This window comes from Pseudomonas sp. GOM7 (genome assembly GCF_026723825.1).
Taxonomy (GTDB): domain Bacteria; phylum Pseudomonadota; class Gammaproteobacteria; order Pseudomonadales; family Pseudomonadaceae; genus Aquipseudomonas.
On the sequence record NZ_CP113519.1, the window covers coordinates 4,149,859 to 4,174,724 of the forward strand.

The following is a 24,866-nucleotide window of genomic DNA, read 5'->3' on the forward strand; positions in this document are numbered from 1 at the left end:
CAACCTCAGCCGGCGCGTCGCAACAACCAGACCCCAGCCAGGGCACAGACACCGGCCGGCACCAGCACCGCCAGCAGCGGCGAGAAGCCGAACACCAGGCTGGACGGCCCCAGCAGATCCTGAGCGATGCGGAAGATGAAGCCTACCAGTACGCCGGTGAAGACCCGCTGCCCCAGCGTCACCGAACGCAGCGGACCGAAGATGAAGGAAATCGCCATCAATACCAGCGCAGCGGTAACCAGCGGCTGCAGCACCTTGCTCCAGAATGCCAGCCAGTAGCGCGCGTTGTTCAAGCCCTGATCCGCCAGGTAGTGGATGTATTGCCACAAGCCGGTGACCGACAGAGCCTCTGGCTCCATCACCACCGTGCCCAGCAGTTGCGGATTGAGTTCGATGTCCCAGCGCTCCTCGTCCTGCTGGCTGACCTCGGAGTGATCGGCATACAGGTGCGTGGTCTTCACGTCGCGCAGCAACCAGTGACCGTCATTGAATTCGGCACGGCGCGCGAAGCTGGAGGACTGCAGGCGGCGCTCGTCGTCGAAGCGATAACGGGTCACCCCCAGCAGGGTGCCATCGGCGCGCACCACGTTGATGTGCACGTACTCCTGCCCCTGGCGGTGCCACATACCACGTTTGGAGCTCTGCGCCTGGGCGCCGCCCTGGGCGATGGCACGACTGGCCTGGGCCTGGTTCTCGGTCCAGGGCGCCACGTATTCGCCGATCAGAATGCCAACCAGCAGCAAGGCCAGCATGGGTTTCATCACCGCCCAGGAAATACGCCCGATGGAGACACCCGCGGCGCGCATGACGGTCAGCTCGCTGTTGCTGGCCAGGGAGCCGAGACCGATCAGGCAACCGATCAACGCCGCCATCGGCAGCATCTCGTAGGCGCGGCGCGGCGCGGTGAGCAAGACGTACCACAACGCCTGCGGCAGGCCGTAGTCACCCTTGTTCAGATCACCCAGTTCGTCGATGAAAGCGAACAGCAGAGCAAGCCCGAGGATGATGCCCAGCACCGCCAGGATGGCGATGAATACCTGCACACCGATGTAACGATCCAGCTTAGCCATGGGCCACCTCCGACACGCGACGACTGGCCCACCACAGGCTCAAACGCTCCCAATAAAGCAAGCTCAGGCCGATGGCCAGGAAGATCAGGTGCACCCACCACAAGCCCAAGGCTGGCGGCAGCTTGCCCTTGTCCAGCGCGCCACGGGCGGCGATCAGCAGGCCCAGGTAGGTCATATAGAGGAAGATCGCCGGCAGTAGCTTGAGAAAGCGCCCCTGGCGCGGATTGACCTTGGACAGCGGCACCGCCAACAGGGTGACCACGAATACCAGCAAGGGCAGCGACAGGCGCCATTGCAGCTCGGCCTGCATCACCGGATCGTCGCTGCCGAACAGGTCGCGGGTCGGGATCGCCTCGCGCTCGTTGGCCTCGAGCGCCACCTCGGGCTTGGGCAGCAGCACGCCATAGGTGTCGTAACGAATGGCACGGTAATCGGCCTCGCCCGGCTCGCCATCGTAGCGATAGCCATTTTCCAGAATCAGGTAGCGACTGCCGTCCGGGTGAATTTCCTGACGGCCACTTTCAGCCACCAGCACGGTGGTGCCGCGTTCGGAACGGCCATCGGAGGAGAAACGCTTCTCCGACATGAACACACCACGCAGCTCGCTGCGATCGGCCGACAGCTCCTGCGAGTAGGTCACCCGCGAGCCATCGCGCAGCGACTGGAAGCGCCCAGGCACCAGGGTATCGAGCTCGGTCAGGGCATCCTGCTCGTTGAGGATGCGCGCCACCCCGGCCACGCCTTGCGGCGCCAGGCCCATGCTCAGCCAGCCGACCAGCAGGGCGACGATCAGGGCCGGCGCCATGCTGTACACGGTCAGGCGCTGCTGGCTGACGCCAGTGGCCGACAGCACGGTCATTTCGCTGTCCAGGTAGAGGCGCCCGTAAGCCAGCAGAAAACCGAGGAACAGACCGAGCGGCAGGATCAGTTGCAGGAAACCGGGAATCCGGTAGCCCATGATCAAAAACAGCACGCTCGGGTCGAGCACCCCCTGCGCCGCCTGGGCCAGGTACTTGATGAAACGACCGCTCATGATGATCACCAACAGCACGGCGCTCACCGCACTGAGGGTCAACAACACTTCGCGGGACAGATAGCGGAAGACGATCAAACCGGACGCTCCAGGGTTGTCAGGCTCAGGCGCGAGCGCTCAAACTAGCCGCACCTACTTGCCGGCCCACCGCTGGGTGGGCCCTCGAAAAAATGGCGGCCATTATCCGTCAAACCCGACTCTTTGTCTTGGGGACAGCTCAATATGGAATTTCTCGTCAAAAGCACCCGCCCGGAAACCCTGAAGACCGCCACCCTGGTCGTCACCATCGGCGAGGGCCGCAAGCTGGGTGATGCCGCCAAGGCCGTCGACCAAGCCAGCAACGGCGCGATCACCACGGTACTCAAGCGTGGCGACCTCGCCGGCAAGCCGGGCCAGACCCTGCTGCTGCACGGCCTGCCGGGGCTCAAGGCCGAGCGCGTGCTGCTGGTGGGCTGTGGCAAGGGCGATCTGTCCGACCGCCAACTGCGCAAGTTGGTTGCCAGCGTGCACGGCGTGCTCAAGGGACTGGGCGGCAGCGACGCCTTGCTGGCCCTGGGCGAACTCAAGGTCAAGGGCCGTGATGCCTATGGCAAGACCCGCCTGATCCTGGAAACCCTGGCCGACGGTGGCTACCTGTTCGAGCAATTCAAGAGCAAGAAGAGCGACCCGCGTGCCCTGAAGAAAGTCACGCTGGTGGTCGACAAGGCCGAGCTGGCCGATGCCGAGCGCGCCCTGCAGCATGCCCGCGCCATCGCCACGGGCGTGGCCTTCACCAAGGATCTGGGCAACCTGCCGCCGAACCTGTGCCACCCCAGCTACCTGGCCGAAGAGGCCAAGGCTCTGGGCAAGGCACACAAGAACCTCAAGGTGGAAATCCTCGACGAGAAGAAGCTCAAGGAGCTGGGCGCCGGCGCCTTCCTCGCCGTGGCCCAGGGCAGCGAGCAGCCGCCACGCATGATCGTCATGCACTACCAGGGCGGCAAGAAGGACGACAAACCCTTCGCCCTGGTCGGCAAGGGCATCACCTTCGACACTGGTGGTATCAGCATCAAACCGGCAGCCAGCATGGACGAGATGAAGTACGACATGTGCGGCGCCGCCAGCGTCTTCGGCACCCTCAAGGCGGTGCTCGAGCTGCAACTGCCGATCAACCTGGTGTGCCTGCTGGCCTGCGCCGAGAACATGCCCAGCGGCCGCGCCACCCGCCCCGGCGACATCGTCACCACCATGAGCGGACAGACCGTGGAAATCCTCAACACCGACGCCGAAGGCCGCCTGGTGCTGTGCGACACCCTGACCTACGCCGAGCGTTTCAAGCCGCAGGCGGTGATCGACATCGCCACCCTCACCGGCGCCTGCATCGTCGCCCTGGGCAGCAATGTATCCGGCCTGATGGGCAACAACGACACGCTGATCAAGCAGATCCTCAAGGCGGGTGAAACGGCCGACGACCGCGCCTGGCAACTGCCGCTGTACGACGAGTATCAGGAACAGCTCGACAGCCCCTTCGCCGACATCGCCAACATCGGCGGGCCGAAGGCCGGCACCATCACCGCTGGTTGCTTCCTGTCGCGCTTCGCCAAGAACTTCCACTGGGCGCACCTGGACATCGCCGGCACCGCCTGGATCAGCGGCGGCAAGGACAAGGGCGGCACTGGCCGTCCGGTACCGCTGCTGACCCAGTACCTGCTGGATCGCAGCGAAAGCAGCCGCAAGCGGCAAGCCGCAAGCGACAAATAACAGCCCTGCAACCCAGCCACCAGGGCACTTCGGTTCATCGAAGTGCCCTTGCTTTTTCTTGCAGCTTGCCGCTTGAAGCTTGAGACTTGCCCACCATGCCCAGAATCGAGTTCTACGTCCTCTCCTCCGCTGACGCCGAAGGTCGCCTGCGCGCGGCCTGCCAGTTGGCGCTGAAGGCCTGGAGCGCGGGCCTGCCGGTATTTGTGCGTGGCAGCGACGAAGCACAGTGCGGCGAGCTCGACGAGATGCTCTGGCGTTTCAAGGCCGAACGCTTTGTGCCGCATGATCTGCACCGCGATGCGCCGCTGTCGCCCGTGACGCTGGGTATCGACGACGTGCCCAGTGTCGAACAGGGCGTGCTGATCAACCTCGGCAACAATCTGTCGCCCCATGTCGAGCGCTTCTCGCGCATCATCGAGATCGTCAACCAGCAGCCCGAACTGCTCAGCGCCTGTCGCGAGAATTTCCGTATCTATCGTCAGCGCGGGTATGATCCCAAGCGCGTCGAACTTTAGTCTGCAGCGACGCTCACACCTCTCGTCACCCTAGCCCTCTTACCCGCTGCGTCGATCACCATGGACACCCCCAAGCCTCCGCAAAAGCCCGCTCAGCTACTGCATGACCTGGAGTCGATTCGCGAGCTGCTGGGCGACAGCAGCAGCGAGCCGTCACTGCTGATTGACTCGCTCGACCCGGACAGCATTCCCGTGCTCTCCGACATCGTCAGCGCGCCGCCAGGGCCGCCGCCGCCCTTCCACACCACACCGCCTGCCCAACCCGCGCCAGCGCCAGCGCCAACGCCCAAAGCCACGGGCACCGCGCCGACCAGTGACGCCGTGCGAACCAGCCTGGAGCCGCGCCTGCACGACAGCGCCCGCGAGCTGCAGCACCTGAGCGGCGAACTGCGCGCCGCCGCGCAATTGATCCTGCAAGACGTGATCGACGATTTCGTGCCGCAGATCGAAGCCGAGCTCAAGCGCCGTCTCGAAGCCCGCCTGCCGCGCCTGTTGCCGCCGCGCAAACCCTGACGCACGTCCCAGCCCTGCCCGCCCCCCTGGGGCTGGCAAGCCCTGGATCTTGTAGCTTGAGGCTTATGGCTTGGCGCTCATAAGCGTTATACTTGCCGGCTTTTCCGATCAGCCGTCACAAGGGTCCCGCCGCGCATGGACAAGACCTACCAGCCGCACGCCATCGAATCCAACTGGTACCAGACCTGGGAGAAGAACAACTACTTCGCCCCGCAAGGTAGCGGTGAGCCTTACACCATCATGATCCCGCCGCCGAACGTCACCGGCAGCCTGCACATGGGTCACGGCTTCAACAACGCGATCATGGATGCGCTGATCCGCTTCCGCCGCATGCAGGGCCGCAACACCCTGTGGCAGCCGGGCACCGACCACGCCGGTATCGCCACCCAGATGGTGGTGGAGCGCCAGCTCGCCGCGCAGGGTATCGGCCGTCACGACCTGGGCCGCGAGAAATTCCTGGAGAAAGTCTGGGAATGGAAGAACCAGTCCGGCGGCACCATCACCCGCCAGATCCGCCGCCTGGGCAGCTCGGTAGACTGGTCGCGCGAGCGCTTCACCATGGACGACGGCCTGTCCGAAGCGGTCAAGGAAGCCTTCGTCCGTCTGCATGAAGACGGCCTGATCTACCGCGGCAAGCGCCTGGTCAACTGGGACACCAAGTTCCACACCGCCATTTCCGACCTGGAAGTGGAAAACCACGACGAGAAAGGCTCGCTGTGGAACCTGCGCTACCCGCTGGCCGACGGCAAGAAGACCGCCGAAGGCAAGGACTACCTGATCGTCGCCACCACCCGCCCGGAAACCATGCTCGGCGACAGCGCCGTGGCCGTGCATCCGGAAGACGAGCGCTACAAGGCGCTGATTGGCAGCTACGTCGAACTGCCGCTGCTGGGCCGTCGTATCCCGATCATCGCCGACGACTACTGCGACCCCGAGTTCGGCACCGGCTGCGTGAAGATCACCCCGGCGCATGACTTTAACGACTACGAAGTGGGCAAGCGCCACAACCTGCCGCTGATCAACATCTTCGACAAGAACGCCGCAGTGCTGGCCACTGCCCAGGTGTTCAACCTCGACGGCAGCGTCAACGAGCAGGTCGAGGCCAACATTCCAGCGCAGTTCGCCGGGCTGGATCGCTTCGAGGCGCGCAAGCAGATCGTCACTGCCTTCGAGGCTGCCGGCCTGCTGGAGAAGATCGAAGACCACGCCCTGAAAGTGCCGAAGGGCGACCGCTCCGGCACCGTGATCGAGCCCTGGCTGACCGACCAGTGGTACGTCTCCACCAAACCGCTGGCCGAGAAAGCCATCGCCGTGGTCGAGAGCGGCGAGATCCAGTTCGTGCCCAAGCAGTACGAGAACATGTACTTTAGCTGGATGCGTGACATCCAGGACTGGTGCATCAGCCGTCAGCTCTGGTGGGGCCACCGCATCCCGGCCTGGTACGACGAAGCCGGCAACGTCTACGTCGGCCGTGACGAAGCGGAAGTACGCGCCAAGCACAACCTCGGCGACGCCAAACTGCGCCAGGACGAAGACGTGCTCGACACCTGGTTCAGCTCCGGTCTGTGGACCTTCTCCACCCTCGGCTGGCCGCAGCAGACCGACTTCCTCAAAACCTTCCACCCCACGGATGTGCTGGTCACCGGCTTCGACATCATCTTCTTCTGGGTCGCCCGGATGATCATGCTGTCCACCCACCTGACCGGGCAGATTCCGTTCAAGACCGTGTACGTGCACGGCCTGGTACGCGATGGCCAGGGCCAGAAGATGTCCAAGTCCAAGGGCAACGTGCTCGACCCGCTGGATATCGTCGATGGCATCACCCTCGACGAACTGCTGGAAAAACGCACCAGCGGCATGATGCAGCCCAAGCTGGCCGAGAAAATCGCCAAGCAGACCAAGGCCGAGTTCCCCGAAGGCATCGCCAGCTACGGCACCGATGCCCTGCGCTTCACCTTCTGCTCGCTGGCCACCACCGGCCGTGACGTGAAATTCGACATGGGCCGCGTCGAGGGCTACCGCAACTTCTGCAACAAGCTGTGGAACGCCGCCAACTTCGTCATCGAGAACACCGATGGTCAGGACACTGGCGCGAATGGCGAAGAGGTCGAGCTGTCCTCGGTGGATCGCTGGATCATCAGCCAGTTGCAGCGCACCGAGGCCGAGGTCACCCGCCAGCTCGATGCCTTCCGTTTCGACCTGGCCACCCAGGCGCTCTACGAGTTCGTCTGGGATCAGTACTGCGCCTGGTACCTGGAGTTGGTCAAGCCAGTGCTGTGGGACGAGAACGCGCCGATCGAGCGCCAGCGCGGCACCCGCCGCACCCTGGTGCGCGTGCTGGAAGTGATCCTGCGCCTGGCTCACCCGTTCATGCCGTTCATCACCGAAGAAATCTGGCAGCGCATCAAGGGCCAGGCCGGCGTGCAGGGTGAAACCCTGATGCTGCAACCCTGGCCGGTGGCCAATGAGAGCCGCATCGACGCTGCCGCCGAAGGCGATATCGAGTGGGTCAAGCAGTTGATGCTCGGCGTACGGCAGATCCGTGGCGAGATGAAGATCTCCATGGCCAAGCGCATCGACATCATCGTTGCCAACGCCAGTGCCGAGGATCAGCGCCGCCTGGCCGACTTCGAGCCGCTGCTGAACAAGCTGGCCAAGCTGGAATCGGTACGTGTGCTGGCTGCCGGTGAAGAAGCGCCGATGTCCGCCACCACCCTGGTGGGCGAGATGGAAGTGTTGGTGCCGATGGCCGGGCTGATCGACAAGGACGCCGAACTGGCGCGCCTGGACAAGGAGATCGGCCGCCTCGATGGTGAGGTCAAGCGCGTCGGCGGCAAGTTGGCCAATGAAGGCTTCGTCGCCAAGGCCCCCGCCGAGGTGCTGGAGAAGGAGCGCGCCAAGCTGGCTGAGGCCGAGCAGGCCCTGGCCAAGATGGTCGAGCAGCGCGGCAAGATCGCCGCGCTCTGATAGCGGCACTTTCCTGCTTCAGCCCGACAAGGCCCGCGCCCACCACGGCGCGGGCCTTTTCGTTCCTGCACTTTTAGCTATAAAAGCCTTCCCTTTTACAAGGTGTTTCAGGCATCTTCCTCCGCCTACCGACCTTTACCTCACCGATAAGAAAGAACAGGCGGATCCCCATGTATGCGTTGATGGCACTCGTGTTCGTCCTCGGTTATCTGTGCATAGCCCTGGAACATCCACTGAAGATCGACAAGGCCGCGTCCGCGCTGCTCACCGCCGTCATCGCCTGGACACTGCTGGTGATGGGCGCCGACAGCATCCTGCCGATGATCGGCTCGGGCACCGCCGGCTCCAGCACCAATACCCATCGCGCCATCGAGGAACTGCGCCATCACCTGGGCGAGATTTCCGAGATTCTGTTCTTCCTCATGGGCGCCATGACCATCGTCGAGCTGATCGATGCCCATGAGGGCTTCAAGGTCATCACCGATCGCATCCGTACCCACAAGCGCGTGCATCTGCTGTGGCTGGTCGGCCTGATCACCTTCTTCCTGTCCGCGGCGCTGGACAACCTGGCCACCACCATCGTGATGATTTCGCTGCTGCGCAAGCTGATCGCCGAGCAGCACGAACGCTGGTTCTATGCCGGCATCGTGGTGATAGCCGCCAATGCTGGCGGCGCCTGGTCGCCCATCGGCGACGTGACCACCACCATGCTGTGGATCGGCGGCCAGATCACCGCCAGCGGCATCGTTGCCCAACTCTTCCTGCCCAGCCTGATGTGCCTGCTGGTGCCACTGATCGTCATGAGCTTCATCCTCAAGGGAGAAGTCGCGCCACCTCGGCTCAAGGAAAGCAGCGAAAGCCGCCGCGACCCGACCACACCCTTCGAGCGCAACCTGATCTTCGGCCTCGGCCTGGGCGCACTGATCTTCGTGCCGATCTTCAAGACCATCACCCACCTGCCGCCGTACATGGGCATCCTCTTCGGCCTCGCCCTGTTGTGGATCACCACTGAGGTCATCCACCGCAGCAAGAACAGCGAAGAGAAGGATCCGCTGTCGGTGGTGGGCGTGCTGCGCCGCATCGACATCACCAGCGTGCTGTTCTTCCTCGGCATCCTGCTCGCCGTGTCAGCGCTGTCCAGTGCCGGCCATCTGACCCAGGTGGCGACTCTGCTCAAAGAAAGCCTGGGCAACGTCTACAGCATCACCCTGTCCATTGGCATGCTGTCGGCAGTGGTGGACAACGTGCCCATGGTGGCCGGGGCGATGAAGATGTACCCGCTGATCAGCGCCGAGGCACTGCAACTGGCCGATATCGCCGAGCAATCCTGGCTCGGCAGCTTCGTCGTCAACGGCCACTTCTGGGAAATGCTCGCCTATTGCGCAGGCACCGGCGGTAGTTGCCTGATCATCGGCTCGGCCGCTGGCGTGGCAGCCATGGGCATGGAGAAGATCAATTTCATCTGGTACCTCAAGCGCATCAGCGGCCTGGCCCTGCTCGGCTACCTGGCCGGTGCCGGCACCTATATGCTGATTGCCAGCCTGTAACCAGGAGCACGACATGGACGTGAGCAAGACCAGAACCAGCTTCTACCGCCGCCTCTACGTGGCCTGGCTGATCGACAGCGGCGAGGCCGTCAGCGTACCGGCGCTGATGGCGGCCACCGGCATGCCAAGGCGCACCGCCCAGGACACCCTCGCTGCCCTGGCCGAACTGGATATCGATTGCCAGTTCGAGCAGGCCGAAGGCGAGCGCAACAATGCCGGCCACTATCGCATCCGCGACTGGGGCCCGTTCGACAAGACCTGGATCGCCGCGCACCTGCAGCAGATCAAGGCCACGCTCGGTTATCCCTGAGATAATCGCGTCCCTGTTTACTAGGAAGCGCGATGAATCCTGATCTGTTCTGGGTGCTGGGCCTGCTGGCCGGCGCCGTCACTCTCTTCATCATTGGCAAACCGCGCATGGACGTGGTCGCCCTGCTGGTGCTGATCGCCCTGCCGCTGACCGGCGTGCTCGACCTGCAACAGACTCTGGCCGGGTTCAGCGACGCCAACGTCATCCTCATCGCCGCACTGTTCATCATCGGCGATGGCCTGGTACGTACCGGCATCGCCTACCGTCTGGGCGACTGGCTGGTGGCCAAAGCCGGCAACAGCGAAACGCGCCTGCTGATCCTGCTGATGCTGGCGGTGGCCGGGTTGGGTTCGGTGATGAGTTCCACCGGCGTGGTCGCCATCTTCATCCCCGTGGTGCTAGGCGTGGCCGCACGCCTGCGCATCGCCCCGGCACGGCTGATGATGCCGCTGGCCTTCGCTGGGCTGATCAGCGGCATGCTGACGCTGGTGGCCACGCCACCGAATCTGGTGGTGCATGCAGAACTGCGCCGCGCCGGGCTGGATGGCTTCGACTTCTTCGCCTTTACCCCCATCGGCTTGAGCATCCTGCTGCTCGGCGTCGGCTACATGCTGCTGGCGCGTCGCTGGCTGGTGCGCAGTGCGTCAGGTGGCAATGCCGAGCCGCCACGCCTGACCCTGGCCGACCTGGCCGAACGTTATCGCCTGAGCGAGCGCGAACGGCGCCTGCGGGTACGCACTGACTCGCCGCTGGCCAACCAGGTGCTCAACGAACTGCAACTGCGCCGCGAGCACGGCATCAACGTCATCGCCGTCGAACGCCGCCAGCGCCTGCGCACCCTGCTGCTGATGGCCAGCGGCAACACCCAGCTGGAGCCGGGCGACGTGCTGCTGGTGGACATCGCCAGCCCCGCCATCGGCCTACTCGGCAGTTACCAGACACTGGGCCTGGAGCCCATGCCGCTGCCGCACTCCTATTTCAGCCTGCACGCCCACGAACTGGGCCTGGCCGAGGTAGCGCTGCCGCCGGAGTCGCAACTACCGGGCAAGACCATTCAGGAGCTGGGCTTTCGCTCGCGGCACAAGCTCAACGTGGTCGGCCTGCGCCGTCAGGGCCAGGCGTTGGAAGGCGTGCTGGTGGACGATAAGCTCAAGGCCTCCGACACCCTGCTGGTGGCCGGTGCCTGGCGCGACATCCACCGCCTGCAGGGACTGAGCCGGGATTTTCTGGTGCTCAGCCTGCCGGCGGAAGTGGCCGAGGTGGCGCCTGCTGCACGCAAGGCGCCCTACGCCCTGCTCAGCCTGGCGGTGATGGTGGGGCTGATGGTCAGCGGCCTGGTGCCCAACGTACAGGCGGCGCTGATCGCCTGCCTGCTGCTGGGTGCGTTTCGCTGCATCGACCTGGACAGCGCCTACCGCGCCATTCACTGGCCAACGCTGATCCTCATCGTCGGCATGTTGCCCTTCGCCCAGGCATTGCAGCAGACCGGCGGCGTCGAGCTGGCGGTGCAGGGCCTGGTCGGCGGACTCGGCGATGCCGGGCCACGGCTGATCCTCGCCTGCCTGTTCGCGTTGACCGCCGTGATCGGCCTGTTCATCTCCAACACTGCCACGGCGGTGCTGATGGCGCCGGTGGCCATCGCCACCGCGCAGGCGCTGGGCGCCTCGCCGCTGCCCTTCGCCATGACCGTGGCACTGGCCGCCTCGGCGGCCTTCATGACACCGATTTCTTCGCCGGTGAACACTCTGGTGCTCGGCCCCGGCCAATACCGTTTTGGCGACTTCGTGCGCATCGGCGTGCCCTTCACCCTGCTGGTGATGCTGGTCAGCGTGGTGCTGGTGCCGCTGCTCTTCCCGCTCTGAAAGCGCTCACGCGGCACCATGGAAGAAGCGTCGTCCGGCGCGGCGTAGCCATCCACCTTCGGAAACATCGCTGCTCAGCCGACGCAGGTTATCGTTGACGGCCTCGACGTAGTTGCGGTCGTCACTGCGGATATGGCTGAACAACCAGCGTCCCAGTAGCCCCTTGAGTTCGTCGGCGATATCCTCAGCGCTGTTGAAGCGCTGTCGGTAGTCTTCCACACGCTTGATAAACAACGCGTGTACCCGCTTGTGCGCCTTGGTGAAGGCATAGCCAGCCTCTTCGAGCATCGCTTCCTCGAAGGCGAAATGTGAGACGGTATAGTCGATCAACTCGTCGATGACTGCGCCCACCTTCGCCTTGCTGGCGCTACGCTGAGCGTCGTCTAGCTGATTGATCATCGCGACGATACGTTTGTGCTGATCGTCGATTACCGTGATGCCGGTATCGAGGTCGTCACTCCACTGCAGATATGCCATGTTGCCTCCTTGCTGCAGATAGAAGATGTGGCAGTCTAGAGCCTTAGGCCGGCGCCAAATTGACCGGAGTCAACGCAAGCCCCGCTGTTTTATGGCATTTGCGAAATTCCGTTAACCAGAGCACAGATCACGTGCTTCTTCGCCGGGCTACGGTTTGCGGGCAAAGCATGGGAAAATCCCGCGCCCGCCAGACCAGATGACCACCATGCCGCAATCACCGAAGCGCCCCCGCAAGCCCACCCCCGCTGCCGTGAAGACGGCGCCGGCCAAGGGCGAGCTGCACCCACGCAATCGCCACAAGGGGCACTACGACTTTCCCGCGCTGATCGAGGTCAGCCCCGAACTGGGCGACTTCGTCATCACCAATCCCTACGGCAAGCCGAGCATCGACTTCGCCGACCCGGTGGCGGTCAAGGTGTTCAACCGCGCCCTGCTGCGCCAGTACTACGGCATCCAACACTGGGATATTCCCGAGGGCTATCTGTGTCCACCGATTCCCGGCCGTGCCGACTACCTGCACAACCTCGCCGACCTGCTGGCGAGCGACAATGATGGGCTGATTCCCCGTGGCGAGCGCATCCGCGCGCTGGATATCGGCGTCGGCGCCAATTGCATCTACCCGTTGATCGGCCATTGCGAATACGCCTGGCATTTCCTCGGTGCCGATATCGCAGCCGCCGCCCTGGACTCGGCGCGCGCCATCGTCGAGGGCAACCCGCAACTGAGCGGCGCCATCGAACTGCGTCAGCAGGCCAATGCCGAGCAGATCTTCATCGGTCTTTTGCGCAGCGAGGAGTATTTCGAGCTGACCCTGTGCAACCCGCCCTTCCATACCAGCGCCGCCGAAGCCAGCAGCGGCAGCACGCGCAAATGGCGCAATCTCGGCAAGCTCGACCCCAAGCGCAAGCTGCCGGTGCTCAACTTTGGTGGTCAGGCAGCCGAGCTATGGTGCCCAGGTGGTGAGGCCGGCTTTCTCAAACGCATGGCCAGCGAGAGCACACAGGTGGCCGGGCAGGTACTATGGTTCAGCAGCCTGGTGTCGAAGGTCAGCAACGTCGAGCTGCTGCAAGGCTGGCTGACTCGGGCCGGCGCGGTCGAGGTGCGCATCCTCGGCATGTCCCAGGGGCAGAAGCAGAGCCGCCTGGTAGCCTGGACCTTCAAGGACGGCGAGGCGCGCGGCGCCTGGCGCAGGGAGCGCTGGAGCTAGTCGATCAAGGTACAGGCCATCACCAGCGCATCTTCGCGCCCACCCACGGCCGGGTAGTAGTCACGACGGCGGCCCACTTCGTTGAAACCGAAACGCTCGTACAGCCGATAGGCCGTCTGGTTGCTCGCGCGTACTTCGAGGAAGCATTCACGACCGCCCAACTTATAGGCCTCCTGCATCAGGTGTTCGAGCAGACGCAGGCCGAGCCCGCGCCCCTGGCTCTCCGGCTTGACGGTGATATTGAGCAGGTGCGCTTCGTCGAGAATCAGGTTGATCACGCCATGGCCGACCTGCTGTCCACCCTCGAACATCAGCCAGCAGTCATAGGACTTCAGCGCATCGCTGAAGATGCCACGGGTCCAGGGGTGACTGAAGGCGGCATATTCGATCTTCAGCACGGCATCGAGATCCGCCTCGGTCATCGGGCGGAAGGAAATCGCATCGCTCATTGGGCGTCACTCAGGCGCAAGGACAGTATTCTCAGGAGTGAGCGGGAACCAGCCAGCGCTGACGGATTCGCCGCATCGCCTGCCACAGCTCGCGCTTGCGCGCGGGCTCGTCCATCAGCGACTCCAGACCCGGCAAGGCCCAGCAGGCGCCGAGGCCTTCGACCTGCAGTTCGCGGTTGTAGCTGTGCTCGTCGCCCTCGCCAGCGAAACGGATGGCCGGCAGCCCGACCAGCCACAGGCAGGCGCTGGGCTGCTCCTCCAGACGTGCGGCGACGAAGCTCTGCACGAACTCAAGCGCCGCCTCCGGGCCCTGATCCATCTGGCCGCGCACCAGCAGCGGCCAGCGCACCGGCTCGCCGAGCAGTTGCGGGCTGTCTGGCAGGCCGGCGGCGCGCAGTAGATCCTTGAGCAGGATATAGGCCGGGTCGCGGCTCTGGAAAGGCTCGCCAGTGGGCAGCTCCACCAGCAGGGCGCAGTCGCCGGCACGCAGCAACTGCAGGGAGAAACGCGGCGGCGGCACGCTGACGCGAGCCGGTTTTTCCTCGGCCGCTTCCGGCTCTGCCGCTGGCGTTTCGACAGCCACCTGACGTGGCTGGGCGCCCGGGCGTGGCACCTCGATCTTCGGCCGCTCGGCGGGTACCTCTCGCACCGCCTCGGCAACCTTCACCACAGACTCGACTGCCACCTCCTGCGGCGCTTCGGCCGGCGGCGGGGCGAGCAATTCGGCGCGCGATGGCGCAGCAAAGGGCAGCTCGGTACGCGGCAGCCAGGTGGTCACCTGCATGGCATCGAGGTAGGCGCGGCGGCGCAGCTCGGCGTTCAAAGCAGAAGTATCCCGTGCAGTCATTTCAGAGGGGGCGATTGTCGCGTGAATCGGCGGTGGCGGATAGCCCCTGAGCGGTGCCCGTCTGCTGGCGCAACAGGGCGACGAAGGCCTGCGCCGGTGGGCTCAGATAGCACGGCTTGCGCTGCAGCAGGCCGATGCTCCGCGCTGGCGCCTCGCTCAGCACCTGCACGGTGAGGCTGCCGTCGCTGTTGAAGGTGTCGGCGACACTGGCCGGCAACAATGCGAAGCCCAACCCCGCGCGAGCCAATGCAGCGGCGCTGCTCATGTACGCCACCTCCCACGCTGGTTCACGCAGCAGCCCCATGCGCTGCAACGTTGCATCGGCCATGCCGCGCAGGCTGGTGTCACGTGTCGTGGCGATGTAGTCCTGCTCGCGCAGCGCAGCGAGCAACGCCTTGCCGCGCAGACGCTCATGGCCGCGCACCAGCAACACCAGACTGTCGTCGTACAGCGGCTGGAAATCCAGCGCGCCGAGATCGTCCACCGTCGAGGTGATGGCGAAATCCACCTCGGCGGCGCTGACCCACTGGCGGATCTCCCCGGCACGGCCGTCGCTCAGGCTGATGTCGATGCCGGGATAACGCCGCCGATACTCCTGAAGCACCCGCGGCAGCGGGTCGATGGCCACCGAGGGCAGCACGGCGATGCGCAGCGAACCACTCTCCAAATGCAACTGTTCACGCGCATCGTGCACGGCGTTGTCCATGTCGCGCAGCAGCCGCCTTGCCTGTTCGAGAAAGCGCAGCCCGGCCTCGGTCAGCTCCACGCTGCGCGTATTGCGCGCCAGCAAGGCGAGCCCGAGGGCGTCCTCCAGCTTGCGCAGGCTGTAGCTGAGCGCCGGCTGCGACAGGTGGATGCGCTCGGCGGCGCGGCTGAAACTGCGGTGTTCGGCGATCAGCACGAAGGCCTGCAACTGGCGAAAGCTGACGTCCACGGGCGCCACCTCTTATAAAAATGTTTTATCAATTGATACCACATTTCTAATTCACAACTTAATCCAGCCCGCTCAGGATGGTGCCCTACCGAATTGCCAACGGGCTCGACCATGACAAAAACCGTGCATATCGGCTGTGGCGCTGGCTTTGCCAACGACCGCCCCGATGCCGCTCTGGCGCTGGCCAGCGACCTGGCAGGCCGCGATGGGCGGCGTTTCCTGTTCTTTGAACTGCTCGCCGAACGCACCCTGGCCGAGGCGCAACTGCGCCGCCTGCACGATGCCGACAGCGGCTACGCCACGCGCCTGTTCGAGTTTCTCGAACCGGTGCTGGAAACCTGCCTGGACGCCGGCATCCCGATCATCAGCAACGGCGGCGCGGCCAACCCGGCAGCCGCCGCCCGACGCCTGCGCCAGCACCTGCAGGGCACGCGCCACGCGGCAGCACGTATCGCCTGCGTATTGGGCGACGATCTGCTGGCCAGCGACATCGACCTGCAACACTGGCTACCGGAATGCCTGGATGGCGAGGTGGTGTCGGTCAACGTCTACAGCGGTGCCGAGGGCATCACCCAGGCGCTGAACGAAGGCGCCGATATCGTGCTCTGCGGCCGCGTCGCCGACCCCAGCCTGGCAGTCGGCCCTCTGTGCCATGCCTTCGGCTGGCAGGCCGATGACTGGGATCGCCTGGCGCTGGCCACCACCGTTGGCCATCTGCTCGAATGCTGCACCCAGGTCACGGGCGGCTACTTCGCCCATCCGGGCCTCAAGGACGTGCCGGATCCGGCCAACCCTGGCTGCCCCATCGCCACGGTGACTGCCGATGGGCAGATCATCATCGGCAAGGCCGCAGGCACCGGCGGATGCGTCACCGAGCAGACGGTCAAGGAGCAACTGCTCTATGAAGTCCACGACCCGGCGGCCTACCTGACCCCGGACGTGACCCTCGACCTGAGCCAGGTGCGCGTGCGCCAGGTGGCGGCTGATCGAGTCGAGGTCGAAGGTGTGCGCGGCCATCCCCGCCCGGCACGTCTCAAGGGGCTGGTAGGCCTGCGCGGCAAATGGTTCGCCGAGGCGGAAATTTCCTACGCCGGCCCCGGCGCCCTGGCCCGCGCCGCCCTGGCCCGCGACATCCTGCTGCAACGCAGCGCGCGCCTGGCGCCACAACTGACGCCCTGGATCGACCTGATCGGCGTCGCCAGCCTGTTCAATGACCGCGCCGGCCAGTGGCTGGACGCACGCCTGGCGGACACGCAGGAGGCGCAGGACGTGCGCCTGCGCATCAGCTTCATCGACCGCGACAAGGCGCTGCTCGAACGCCTGCTGCTCGACGCCGAATCGCTCTACACCAATGGCCCGGCCGGCGGTGGTGGGGTGCGCCGCTACCTGAGCGAGTCGCTGTCCACCGCGAGCTTTCTCATCGAGCGCGACCAGGTTCAACAATACGTGGAGTGGTTCTGATGAGCGCCGAAGTGCTGCTGTGCGATTACGCCCACGCCCGCGCAGGCGACAAGGGCAACACCCTGAGCGTCGCGGTATTCGCCTATGACGCCGCGCATTACCCCTGGCTGGCCGCCGAGCTGACCGCCGAGCGCGTCGCCGCCTGCCTGGCGCATCGGCGTATCGGCCAGGTGCGGCGTTACGAGCTGCCCAACCTGGGCGGCCTCAACTTCGTCGTCGACGACGCCCTGGAAGGCGGCGTCAACGCCAGCCCCGGTATAGACCGGCACGGCAAGAGCCTGAGCTACCTGTTGCTCGACCTGAGGCTGCCGCCGCCAGGCTGACTCGCCCTTCCCTGCTCACCTCGACTCCAACAACAATAAAATCGGAGACACCGGCATGATCACTGCCCTCGGCTTCACCCTGATGTTCGTCATCGTCGCCCTGATCCTGATGCGACGTATCACCCCGCTGGTAGCCTTCACCCTGCTGCCGGTCATCGCCTGTGCGCTGGCCGGTTTCACTCCGGCCGAAATTGGCAAATTCATCACCGAGGGGCTGAAGGCCGTGGCCCCAACGGCGACGCTGTTCATCTTCGCCATCCTATACTTCGGCATCATGCGCGAGCGCGGCCTGTTCGCTCCGCTGGTCAACTTCCTGCTGCGCAGCACCGGTGGCAGGCCGCTGGCCGTGGCGATGGTGACGGTCGCGGTGACGGCGGTCACCCATCTGGATGGCATCGGCGCTGCTACCTTCCTGCTGGTGATTCCTGCCCTGCTGCCGCTGTACCTGCGTCTGGGCATGAAACGGGAAATGCTGCTGTGCCTGGTGGTGCTCAGTGCCGGGGTAATGAACATGGTGCCCTGGGGCGGCACCACCGCACGCGCCTCGGCCGTGACCGGCATCGACGCCTCGCAGCTATGGATCTCGCTGATCCCGATTCAACTGATCGGCCTGGCGCTGGTGATGGGTCTGGCGGTGTTCCTCGGCCGTCGCGCACGACGCAGCCTGGTCGGCATTGGCGACATCAGCGAGCACGCAGCCGCGACCTCGGCCAGCGACGACACGACCCAGCTCAGCCCGCGCACCTGGCGCTACTGGGGCAACCTGGGGCTCACCCTGGCCATTCTCGCCTGCCTGTTCACCGGCGCCTTCCCGCTGTTCGCCTGCTTCATGGTCGGCCTGGGCCTGGCTCTTGTGCTCAACTATCCCAGCCTGAACGAACAGAATGCAGCGCTGATGCGCCATGCCAGCGATGCCCTGCAGATGGCTCTGGTGATGCTCGCCGCCGGCATCCTGCTCGGCGTGCTCTCGGGTGCGGGGATGTCCGAGGGCATGGCGCACTGGATGATCAACGTGCTGCCGGAGGGCTCGGCAAGTTGGCTGCATGTGATCATCGGCGCCTTCGGCGTGCCGCTGGGCATGCTGTTCTCGCCGGACGCCTACTACTTCGCCCTGCTGCCGGTGATCCGCGATGTCGCCGTAGCGGCGGGCGTCGACCCGGCGGCGGTGGCCAAGGCCATGCTGATCGGCGAGAACACCGGCTTCGGCGTCAGCCCGGTGGTGCCGAGCGTATACCTGGCCATCGGCCTGGCCGGTGTCGAGCTGTACAAGCACATCCGCTACACCGTGCTATGGGCCTGGGGCATCAGCCTGGTGATGCTGGCTGCGGCCGTGTTGTTCGGCGTGGTCACGGTCTGAGGTCAGACACTGCAACGAAAAAAGGATCGCCGAGGCGATCCTTTTTAATGCTGCGGGGCGAATCAGGCAGGCTGATCCCACGGACGATCACCGTGCTCGTCCTTGATGCGGGTGGGCAGGCCCATCACATCGAGCAGCTTGAGGAACGGCTCGGCCGGCAGCTCTTCGACGTTGACCATGCGCTTGGCATCCCACTCACCACGCGCGACCAGTAGGGCAGCAGCAACCGGCGGTACGCCAGCGGTGTAGGAAATACCCTGGCTGTCGGTCTCGGCGAAGGCTTCTTCGTGATCGGCCACGTTGTAGATGAACAGCTCGCGCGGCTGGCCATCCTTGGTGCCCTTGACCAGATCACCGATGCAGGTCTTGCCGGTGTAACCCGGCGCCAGCGAGGCGGGATCCGGCAGCACGGCCTTGACCACTTTAAGGGGCACCACTTCCAGACCCTCGGCAGTCTTGACCGGCTGCTCGGAGAGCAGGCCGAGGTTCTTCAGTACGGTGAAGACATTGATGTAATGGTCGCCGAAGCTCATCCAGAAGCGGACGTTCGGTACGTCGAGGTGCTTGGACAGCGAGTGCACCTCGTCATGGCCGGTCAGGTACAGGTTCTGTTCGCCCACCACCGGCAGATCGTCGGTGCGTTTGACTTCGAACATGCGGTTACTTACCCACTGGCTGTTCTGCCAGCTATAGACCGTGCCGGTGAATTCGCGGAAATTGATTTCCGGGTCGAAATTGGTGGCGAAGTACTTGCCGTGTGAACCGGCGTTGACGTCGAGGATGTCGATCGACTCGATCTTGTCGAAGTACTGTTGTTGCGCCAGAGCAGCATAGGAGTTGACCACGCCCGGGTCGAAGCCGACACCGAGGATGGCGGTCACGCCTTTTTCCTGGCATTCGGCCAGGTGCTTCCACTCGTAGTTACCGTACCACGGCGGGGTTTCACAGATCTTGCTCGGGTCTTCGTGGATCGCGGTGTCCAGGTAGGCGGCGCCGGTGTCGATACAGGCACGCAGCACGGACATGTTGAGGAAGGCGGAGCCCACGTTGATGACGATCTGCGACTCGGTTTCACGAATCAGCGCCTTGGTCGCTTCCACGTCCAGGGCGTTCAGTGCATAGGCCTTGATCTCGCCGGGCTGCTTGAGTCCGCCCTTGGCCTGCACACTGTCGATGATGGCCTGGCATTTGGAGATGTTGCGCGACGCAATCGCAATACGACCGAGTTCGTCGTTGTGTTGCGCGCACTTATGGGCCACCACCTTGGCAACACCTCCTGCACCAATGATCAGGACATTCTTCTTCAATTGTTTCACCTCCTCGGTACTGCGTTTCAGGACAATTGCTGCGTTGGAAAAAAGCGCTTCGCCGCAGGCTGGACGACGCCCGTCTCATCCACCACCGTTTGGCAAAAGGTGGGCGGATGAAGCGTCATCCACCCCACGGGATATCACGACAGACTGGACAGGTAGTCGTCGAACGCGAATTGGCGAACCACCTCGACGCTACCGTCGAGTTGTTTCACCACGATGGATGGCATCTTCAGGCCATTGAACCAGTTCTTCTTGACCATGGTGTAACCGGCGGCATCGACGAACGACAGGCGATCCCCGATCTCAAGCGGCTTGTCGAACTGGTACTCGCCGAAGATATCGCCGGCCAGGCAGGATTTGCCGCACACCATATAGGTGTGTTCGCCGTCATTCGGCGCCATCTTGGCGTTGAGGCGGTAGATCAGCAGGTCGAGCATGTGCGCTTCGATGGAGCTGTCGACCACGGCCAGGTGCTTACCGTTGTACAGGGTATCGAGCACGGTCACTTCCAGCGAGGCGCTGAGGGTGATCGCCGCTTCGCCCGGCTCCAGATACACCTGCACGCCGTATTTTTCGGAGAAGGCTTTCAGGCGCGCGCAGAAGGCATCGATCGGATAGCCCTCACCAGTGAAGTGGATGCCGCCGCCAAGGCTGACCCACTCGACCTGGGCGATCAGGTGGCCGAAGCGCTCCTCAATGGTGCTCAGCATCTTGTCGAACAGCTCGAAGCTGCCGTTCTCGCAGTTGTTGTGGAACATGAAGCCGGAAATCTGCCCCATGACCTTTTCGATCTTGGCCGGATCCCACTCACCTAGGCGGCTGAACGGGCGCGCCGGATCGGCCAGCAGGTAATCCGAGCTGCTCACCTGTGGATTGACACGCAGGCCGCGAATGGTGCCCTCGGTACGCTGGGCGAAGCGTTCGAGCTGACCGATGGAGTTGAAGATGATCTTGTCGCAGTTGGCGACCATCTCTTCGATCTCGTCATCGGCCCAGGCCACGCTGTAGGCGTGGGTTTCGCCAGCGAACTTCTGTCGGCCCAGTTTCAGCTCGTACAGCGAGCTGGACGTGGTGCCGTCCATGTACTGCTGCATCAGGTCGAACACCGACCAGGTGGCGAAGCATTTCAGCGCCAGTAGCGCCTTGGCACCGGAGTTCTCGCGCACGTAGGCGATCTTCTCCAGGTTGACCAAGAGCTTCTGTTTGTCGATGAGGTAGTACGGCGTCTGGATCATCTCGTCGCCCCAGCTAGATCGGCCAATGGGGTGCTCAATGCCCCCGGAAAAAAGTGGACGCGAATTGTGCCGATAACCGGCGCATATCGAAAGGGCATTGAGGATTTTTTGTACAACAGGCGCTTACCGATTGCTCGGCCAGCCTACACGGCCGAGCACGGATTTTGCTAACGAATCGAAGGAGAGGATGACGCAGATTTTGTTACAGGCGTATGCGTGAGGCGGCAAAAGCCACTCAGGGCAGGCCCATGATGTAGACATTGCCGTGCAGACGAGCCTCGCCATTGGCGCGGAAGGTGAGCAGGTTGGTCTGTTGAAAACCCGCCGTGGGCGTGCCTGTCTCGCTATTGGAACCGCCCAGGGTGAAGCGAAAGTCGCCGAAGCGCACATTGCTCAAACCGACGCGCATGACGCCCGAATTGAAGGCCGCACCGTCACCATCGAAGCCGCTGTTGAGCTTCTCCATATCGATGGTCACGCCGTCGAAACTGAACATGCCGCGAATATTGTCCAGCACTATGACCCCTGCACTGTTGCCCGGCCGGATCGCCACGCGTGTACCGCAACCGCCGGGGCAGCGGGTCTGCGCCGGATTGGCAGCGAAGTTCAGGTTGGCGGCGATGCTCAATCCGGCCTGGCCGCTGACCTGCTGCATTTCATCCTCCTGCAAGGGTTGCAGCTCGGCAGCTACAGGCCCAGCAACGAACAACAGGGCGAGGCATAGCGGTCTGATCGACATGAGCATGCTCCTTTTCATCGCGGCAGGTTGACCGTGCGTACATCCAGGTAATCCAGGCGCATGCCACGCACCACCTGGGAGCCTAGGTCGACGCCACTCATGCTGAGGTTACCGACACTGATATTGCTCTTGGGCACCTGCTGGTAAAAGGCTTGGTGGTTTTCCCAGGTGACGGCCGGCAGGGTCAGGCGCAGCTCACCATTGGACTGCACGGCCAGGCTCAAGGGCTGGTACTTGCCGTGACCAAGGTTGATGTCGAAATACAGGTTCTTCGCCACCATGCGGTTGGCATCGGTGCAGTTACGGCAGCCACCCAGAACCAGTTTATCGGCATACATCTGCAGGCTGGCTTCACCTTGCAGGCCATTGTTATCCCCCCAGAGGTTGAGGTAGGCGCCATGCAGGGTGAACCCTTCCAGGTTGATGGAGAAGAAATCCTGGCGCCTGGTGGTAGCACCCTTGACGATATTGCCGTTGCCATCCTTGCTGTAAGCAACGCTAGGCAGGTTGAAGGTGGTTTCCACCCCGACGTCCATGCCTTTGACCCGCTTGCCACCTGCCTGCAGGGTGGTGGCGACCAGGGTCAGCACAGTGCGATTGTCCTGGGTTTTCTTGATGCGGCCCATGACGCAGCTCGGTGACTCGGCCGTCGGCGTACCACAGAGGCCGGTGAACTCGTCGAAATCGGTGACACGTTGGTTCAGGGTGTAGCCATTGCGCTCGACGCTCCAGGCTTCGCCAAGAGCCTTCTGCGCATCGGCAAGCTCGCTGACCTGATTCTGGTAGTCGTCCACCGATTGGTTGTAAGCGCGCACGGCGCTGTTTGTGCAAAGATCGCCGCAGCCGTATTTTTCACCGAACGCCGGCTTTTTATAAATACCAAAGAGACCGGTACTAGCAGGCGCGGCATCATAACGGGTTCGCATGGTGCCGCGAGTCGTTTGCACATCCTGGGTTTCCTGGTCGACCTGGGCACGACGCTGGTTGACCGTCTGCATGTCCTGATCGATGCCACTCTTGAGAGTGAGAAAGCCAACGCTCTGGTAACGCGAGAGTATCTGGTCACGCCGACTGCCCAGCGTATTGAGTTCCTGATCGATGGCGGCCTGTGCACGCATCGGGTCGGTACAGCCCGGCTCGCCATACAGGCAGCCCTGGTAATAGGCCCAAAGGCCATACTGGTGGGTATCGTTGAGTGGGTCGCTCCAGGTCGGCGTGCGGATCTGCAAGGCAGTGGCACCAGCCGGCAGGCTCGGCGCCAGCTCGGTACCACCGACCCGCAGGCTGAAGGGATGCAACGGCGTACCGAGCTGCGCCGGGGTGTCCAGGGCGCCACGTTGGCTCCCTTCGCCCTTGACGTAACTGCGCTCGATATCGACGGTAATCGGGTTGCCCTGGCTGTCCTTGATATCGCTCAACTGCGCCGTGGCACTGCCCTGGTCGTAATAGAAGTCGTCGAGGAAGAACCCCACCCCGGCGCCATTCACCTGGCTCAGTTCCGCGTCATCCAAGGACTGCATGGCACTTGCCAGGCCAGGCAGCAACAGCAGGATCGCACTCCCTATGCAGACTTTCATCTCAGCACCCCTTGCCCTGGCCACCCATGCAGGTGGACACTCGCGCCGCACCGTTGAGCGCCTCGTACAGCGAAACGACGAATGGATAGATGGCATCGGCACCCGTTCCGGTCTTGGCGAAGTTGGCGAAGGCACCTTTCTGGGTCTCGATGAAATTACCGGTACTGGAAGCCAGATCCTGCCAGGGCACATTCTGGTTCTGCAGCGCGAAGAAGATGCCTTGCGCGCCCCCGAGATTGAGGTCGGCCTGGGTACGATCCCCGACGAAGATGCTCTTGTAGTTGAGCAGGGGAAAGCAGGCCGGCATACCGGATGCCGTGCAGTCACCGTTGTTACGGGAAAGCGCCGGCAACAGCGTCTCGAGCAAGGCGTTGTCGGTATGGAAGGATTCGCCATTGGGCACGCCGATCTGGGTCGCACGGTTGATCGGCTGACCATTGATAGTGGTATCCCCCGTGCCGGCCTTGAGCAGTTCGACCTGAGCGTAGATTTCCGCATCACCAGCCACGGTCAACGCCAGGCAGTTCGCGTCGAAGACACAGGTAGCATTGTTTAGGTTGTTCTGCTTCATATAATACTCGCGCGCAGTGGACGCAGCGCCGGTGGCGAAGCCCTGCATGACGCCTGTCAGCGAATGGATATCACCGGACAGATCACCACGGGCACGACCAAAACCAAGGCGCACACCAACCACCTCGCGCACGCCACTGGCGTTGGTCTTGAAGGCGAGTTCGAGATAGGGGTCACGTACCTGGAAGGGCACGACGCTGGCGTTGGGGGAGTTGGCATTGTCGACACGGCCTAGGGCGAAGTTGTCGATCCAGATATCGGCAGGCTGGTTCGACACTGTGTTGGCACCGGAGCGCGGGTAATTGCCCAGGCGCAGTTCATCGACATTGAGCAGCATGTCGATGTCGGTACCAAAATTGATCCGGGTGTACTCGAAGCCGTTGTAGGTCAGCGCATCCAGGTTGATCAGCGCCTGGCCACTGATTTCGGCGAGTTCGCTGTCGTCCAGCGGCTCCATGGCAGCCTCGGCGGTGCCAAGCAGCATCGCCGAACACAGCAGGGCGAAGGCAGGTTGCAAGAGACGGCGGGACGGACGCATGACAGGTTCCTCCTGGTCGGGCGGCTGGTTCCGCCTCTGAGTACCACTATAGTGGCCACCCCTGAGCGGCGACCCGACCCATAGTCGAGAAAACCCCAGGCCGAGCACTTCAGACGTGACGAAGGTGTTACCAGCGGCAACAGTTGCGTCACCGCGCCAGCCGACAGGCCAGGACTGCCCCAGGTGCTCGTCACGGAGCGCGCCATATCGGCCTCCGATCGATTCGGACTCAAACCCACCCCTCACCATGCAGTACAATCGCCGCCTTTCACTTGCCTGGAA

At 63.6% G+C, this 24,866-nt stretch carries 22 protein-coding genes; 11 read left to right on the plus strand and 11 right to left on the minus strand.

Annotation, left to right across the window (positions count from 1 at the left end; genetic code table 11):
- Positions 1 to 5 precede the first annotated feature (5 nt).
- Positions 6 to 1,070: an LPS export ABC transporter permease LptG gene (gene lptG / locus OU800_RS18375; protein WP_268178779.1), complete on the minus strand. Its 1,065-nt coding sequence runs from the start codon at positions 1,068 to 1,070 to the stop codon at positions 6 to 8.
- Positions 1,063 to 2,181, minus strand: a complete 1,119-nt coding sequence (gene lptF, locus OU800_RS18380; RefSeq protein WP_268178780.1) for an LPS export ABC transporter permease LptF — start codon at positions 2,179 to 2,181, stop codon at positions 1,063 to 1,065. The genes lptG and lptF overlap by 8 nt, the downstream gene beginning before the upstream one ends.
- Positions 2,182 to 2,325: 144 nt before the next feature.
- Here lptF and OU800_RS18385 point away from each other — a divergent pair, with 144 nt between their 5' ends.
- The 7 genes from OU800_RS18385 to OU800_RS18415 all read left to right on the plus strand — a co-directional run bounded on the left by OU800_RS18385 (position 2,326) and on the right by OU800_RS18415 (position 11,557).
- A complete protein-coding gene (locus OU800_RS18385; protein ID WP_268178781.1) occupies positions 2,326 to 3,843 on the plus strand; it encodes a leucyl aminopeptidase in 1,518 nt (505 codons plus the stop codon).
- Positions 3,844 to 3,938: 95 nt separating this feature from the next.
- Positions 3,939 to 4,358: a DNA polymerase III subunit chi gene (locus tag OU800_RS18390; protein ID WP_268178783.1), complete on the plus strand. Its 420-nt coding sequence runs from the start codon at positions 3,939 to 3,941 to the stop codon at positions 4,356 to 4,358.
- Positions 4,359 to 4,418: 60 nt separating this feature from the next.
- Complete coding sequence (locus tag OU800_RS18395; protein WP_268178784.1) at positions 4,419 to 4,871, plus strand: DNA polymerase III subunit chi; 453 nt, start codon at positions 4,419 to 4,421, stop codon at positions 4,869 to 4,871.
- 135 nt (positions 4,872 to 5,006) lie between these two features.
- Entirely contained in the window at positions 5,007 to 7,838 is a 2,832-nt protein-coding gene (locus OU800_RS18400; protein ID WP_268178785.1) for a valine--tRNA ligase, read from the plus strand.
- A 170-nt stretch (positions 7,839 to 8,008) separates the two neighbouring features.
- Entirely contained in the window at positions 8,009 to 9,385 is a 1,377-nt protein-coding gene (gene nhaD, locus OU800_RS18405; protein WP_268178786.1) for a sodium:proton antiporter NhaD, read from the plus strand.
- Between the two features lie 13 nt (positions 9,386 to 9,398).
- The gene (locus OU800_RS18410) at positions 9,399 to 9,695 is read left to right on the plus strand and encodes a winged helix-turn-helix domain-containing protein (RefSeq protein WP_268178787.1); all 297 of its coding nucleotides are present in this window, start codon (positions 9,399 to 9,401) and stop codon (positions 9,693 to 9,695) included.
- Positions 9,696 to 9,727: 32 nt separating this feature from the next.
- Entirely contained in the window at positions 9,728 to 11,557 is a 1,830-nt protein-coding gene (locus tag OU800_RS18415) for an SLC13 family permease (RefSeq protein WP_268178788.1), read from the plus strand.
- Positions 11,558 to 11,563: 6 nt separating this feature from the next.
- On the opposite strand, the gene OU800_RS18420 is transcribed toward OU800_RS18415, so the two are convergent.
- Entirely contained in the window at positions 11,564 to 12,034 is a 471-nt protein-coding gene (locus OU800_RS18420) for a bacteriohemerythrin (RefSeq protein WP_268178789.1), read from the minus strand.
- Between the two features lie 205 nt (positions 12,035 to 12,239).
- Here OU800_RS18420 and rlmF point away from each other — a divergent pair, with 205 nt between their 5' ends.
- Positions 12,240 to 13,241, plus strand: coding sequence for a 23S rRNA (adenine(1618)-N(6))-methyltransferase RlmF (gene rlmF / locus OU800_RS18425; RefSeq protein ID WP_268178790.1), 1,002 nt, complete (start codon positions 12,240 to 12,242; stop codon positions 13,239 to 13,241).
- On the opposite strand, the gene rimI is transcribed toward rlmF, so the two are convergent.
- The 3 genes from rimI to OU800_RS18440 all read right to left on the minus strand — a co-directional run bounded on the left by rimI (position 13,238) and on the right by OU800_RS18440 (position 15,471).
- Positions 13,238 to 13,690 (minus strand): ribosomal protein S18-alanine N-acetyltransferase, encoded by a 453-nt coding sequence (gene rimI, locus OU800_RS18430; protein WP_268178792.1) that lies wholly within the window; start codon positions 13,688 to 13,690, stop codon positions 13,238 to 13,240. The two genes, rlmF and rimI, sit on opposite strands and share 4 nt — an antisense overlap.
- A gap of 31 nt (positions 13,691 to 13,721) precedes the next feature.
- The gene (locus tag OU800_RS18435) at positions 13,722 to 14,474 is read right to left on the minus strand and encodes an energy transducer TonB (protein WP_268184376.1); all 753 of its coding nucleotides are present in this window, start codon (positions 14,472 to 14,474) and stop codon (positions 13,722 to 13,724) included.
- 64 nt (positions 14,475 to 14,538) lie between these two features.
- Complete coding sequence (locus tag OU800_RS18440) at positions 14,539 to 15,471, minus strand: LysR family transcriptional regulator (protein ID WP_268178793.1); 933 nt, start codon at positions 15,469 to 15,471, stop codon at positions 14,539 to 14,541.
- A gap of 111 nt (positions 15,472 to 15,582) precedes the next feature.
- Here OU800_RS18440 and OU800_RS18445 point away from each other — a divergent pair, with 111 nt between their 5' ends.
- From OU800_RS18445 to OU800_RS18455, 3 genes are read left to right on the plus strand one after another with little or no spacing between them, the layout of a single operon-like run.
- The gene (locus OU800_RS18445; protein WP_268178794.1) at positions 15,583 to 16,932 is read left to right on the plus strand and encodes an acyclic terpene utilization AtuA family protein; all 1,350 of its coding nucleotides are present in this window, start codon (positions 15,583 to 15,585) and stop codon (positions 16,930 to 16,932) included.
- A complete protein-coding gene (locus OU800_RS18450) occupies positions 16,932 to 17,255 on the plus strand; it encodes an AtuA-related protein (protein WP_268178795.1) in 324 nt (107 codons plus the stop codon). Before OU800_RS18445 ends, OU800_RS18450 begins: the two co-directional genes overlap by 1 nt.
- A 55-nt stretch (positions 17,256 to 17,310) precedes the next feature.
- Positions 17,311 to 18,612 (plus strand): CitMHS family transporter, encoded by a 1,302-nt coding sequence (locus OU800_RS18455; RefSeq protein WP_268178796.1) that lies wholly within the window; start codon positions 17,311 to 17,313, stop codon positions 18,610 to 18,612.
- A 62-nt stretch (positions 18,613 to 18,674) separates the two neighbouring features.
- Here the strand turns inward: OU800_RS18455 and OU800_RS18460 are convergent, their stop codons facing one another.
- The 5 genes from OU800_RS18460 to OU800_RS18480 all read right to left on the minus strand — a co-directional run bounded on the left by OU800_RS18460 (position 18,675) and on the right by OU800_RS18480 (position 24,584).
- On the minus strand, positions 18,675 to 19,919 hold the full coding sequence (locus OU800_RS18460) for a saccharopine dehydrogenase family protein (RefSeq protein ID WP_268178797.1): 1,245 nt from the start codon (positions 19,917 to 19,919) through the stop codon (positions 18,675 to 18,677).
- Between the two features lie 143 nt (positions 19,920 to 20,062).
- Complete coding sequence (locus OU800_RS18465) at positions 20,063 to 21,160, minus strand: carboxynorspermidine decarboxylase (protein WP_268178798.1); 1,098 nt, start codon at positions 21,158 to 21,160, stop codon at positions 20,063 to 20,065.
- A gap of 235 nt (positions 21,161 to 21,395) precedes the next feature.
- Positions 21,396 to 21,899 (minus strand): DUF6160 family protein, encoded by a 504-nt coding sequence (locus OU800_RS18470; RefSeq protein WP_268178799.1) that lies wholly within the window; start codon positions 21,897 to 21,899, stop codon positions 21,396 to 21,398.
- 14 nt (positions 21,900 to 21,913) lie between these two features.
- Positions 21,914 to 23,476, minus strand: a complete 1,563-nt coding sequence (locus OU800_RS18475; RefSeq protein WP_268178800.1) for a hypothetical protein — start codon at positions 23,474 to 23,476, stop codon at positions 21,914 to 21,916.
- 1 nt (position 23,477) lies between these two features.
- Positions 23,478 to 24,584, minus strand: a complete 1,107-nt coding sequence (locus tag OU800_RS18480; protein WP_268178801.1) for a hypothetical protein — start codon at positions 24,582 to 24,584, stop codon at positions 23,478 to 23,480.
- Positions 24,585 to 24,866: the final 282 nt, after the last annotated feature.

Coding starts and splice junctions, on each gene's coding strand:
- rlmF (WP_268178790.1), top strand. CDS start 12,240: ATGCCGCAATCACCGAAGCGCCCCCGCAAGCCCACCCCCGCTGCCGTG.
- nhaD (WP_268178786.1), top strand. CDS start 8,009: ATGTATGCGTTGATGGCACTCGTGTTCGTCCTCGGTTATCTGTGCATA.
- OU800_RS18385 (WP_268178781.1), top strand. CDS start 2,326: ATGGAATTTCTCGTCAAAAGCACCCGCCCGGAAACCCTGAAGACCGCC.
- OU800_RS18395 (WP_268178784.1), top strand. CDS start 4,419: ATGGACACCCCCAAGCCTCCGCAAAAGCCCGCTCAGCTACTGCATGAC.
- rimI (WP_268178792.1), bottom strand. CDS start 13,690: ATGAGCGATGCGATTTCCTTCCGCCCGATGACCGAGGCGGATCTCGAT.
- OU800_RS18435 (WP_268184376.1), bottom strand. CDS start 14,474: ATGCAGGTGACCACCTGGCTGCCGCGTACCGAGCTGCCCTTTGCTGCG.
- OU800_RS18465 (WP_268178798.1), bottom strand. CDS start 21,160: ATGATCCAGACGCCGTACTACCTCATCGACAAACAGAAGCTCTTGGTC.
- OU800_RS18450 (WP_268178795.1), top strand. CDS start 16,932: ATGAGCGCCGAAGTGCTGCTGTGCGATTACGCCCACGCCCGCGCAGGC.
- OU800_RS18410 (WP_268178787.1), top strand. CDS start 9,399: ATGGACGTGAGCAAGACCAGAACCAGCTTCTACCGCCGCCTCTACGTG.
- OU800_RS18480 (WP_268178801.1), bottom strand. CDS start 24,584: ATGCGTCCGTCCCGCCGTCTCTTGCAACCTGCCTTCGCCCTGCTGTGT.
- OU800_RS18455 (WP_268178796.1), top strand. CDS start 17,311: ATGATCACTGCCCTCGGCTTCACCCTGATGTTCGTCATCGTCGCCCTG.
- OU800_RS18420 (WP_268178789.1), bottom strand. CDS start 12,034: ATGGCATATCTGCAGTGGAGTGACGACCTCGATACCGGCATCACGGTA.
- OU800_RS18415 (WP_268178788.1), top strand. CDS start 9,728: ATGAATCCTGATCTGTTCTGGGTGCTGGGCCTGCTGGCCGGCGCCGTC.
- OU800_RS18445 (WP_268178794.1), top strand. CDS start 15,583: ATGACAAAAACCGTGCATATCGGCTGTGGCGCTGGCTTTGCCAACGAC.
- OU800_RS18400 (WP_268178785.1), top strand. CDS start 5,007: ATGGACAAGACCTACCAGCCGCACGCCATCGAATCCAACTGGTACCAG.
- lptG (WP_268178779.1), bottom strand. CDS start 1,070: ATGGCTAAGCTGGATCGTTACATCGGTGTGCAGGTATTCATCGCCATC.
- OU800_RS18390 (WP_268178783.1), top strand. CDS start 3,939: ATGCCCAGAATCGAGTTCTACGTCCTCTCCTCCGCTGACGCCGAAGGT.
- OU800_RS18470 (WP_268178799.1), bottom strand. CDS start 21,899: ATGTCGATCAGACCGCTATGCCTCGCCCTGTTGTTCGTTGCTGGGCCT.
- OU800_RS18475 (WP_268178800.1), bottom strand. CDS start 23,476: ATGAAAGTCTGCATAGGGAGTGCGATCCTGCTGTTGCTGCCTGGCCTG.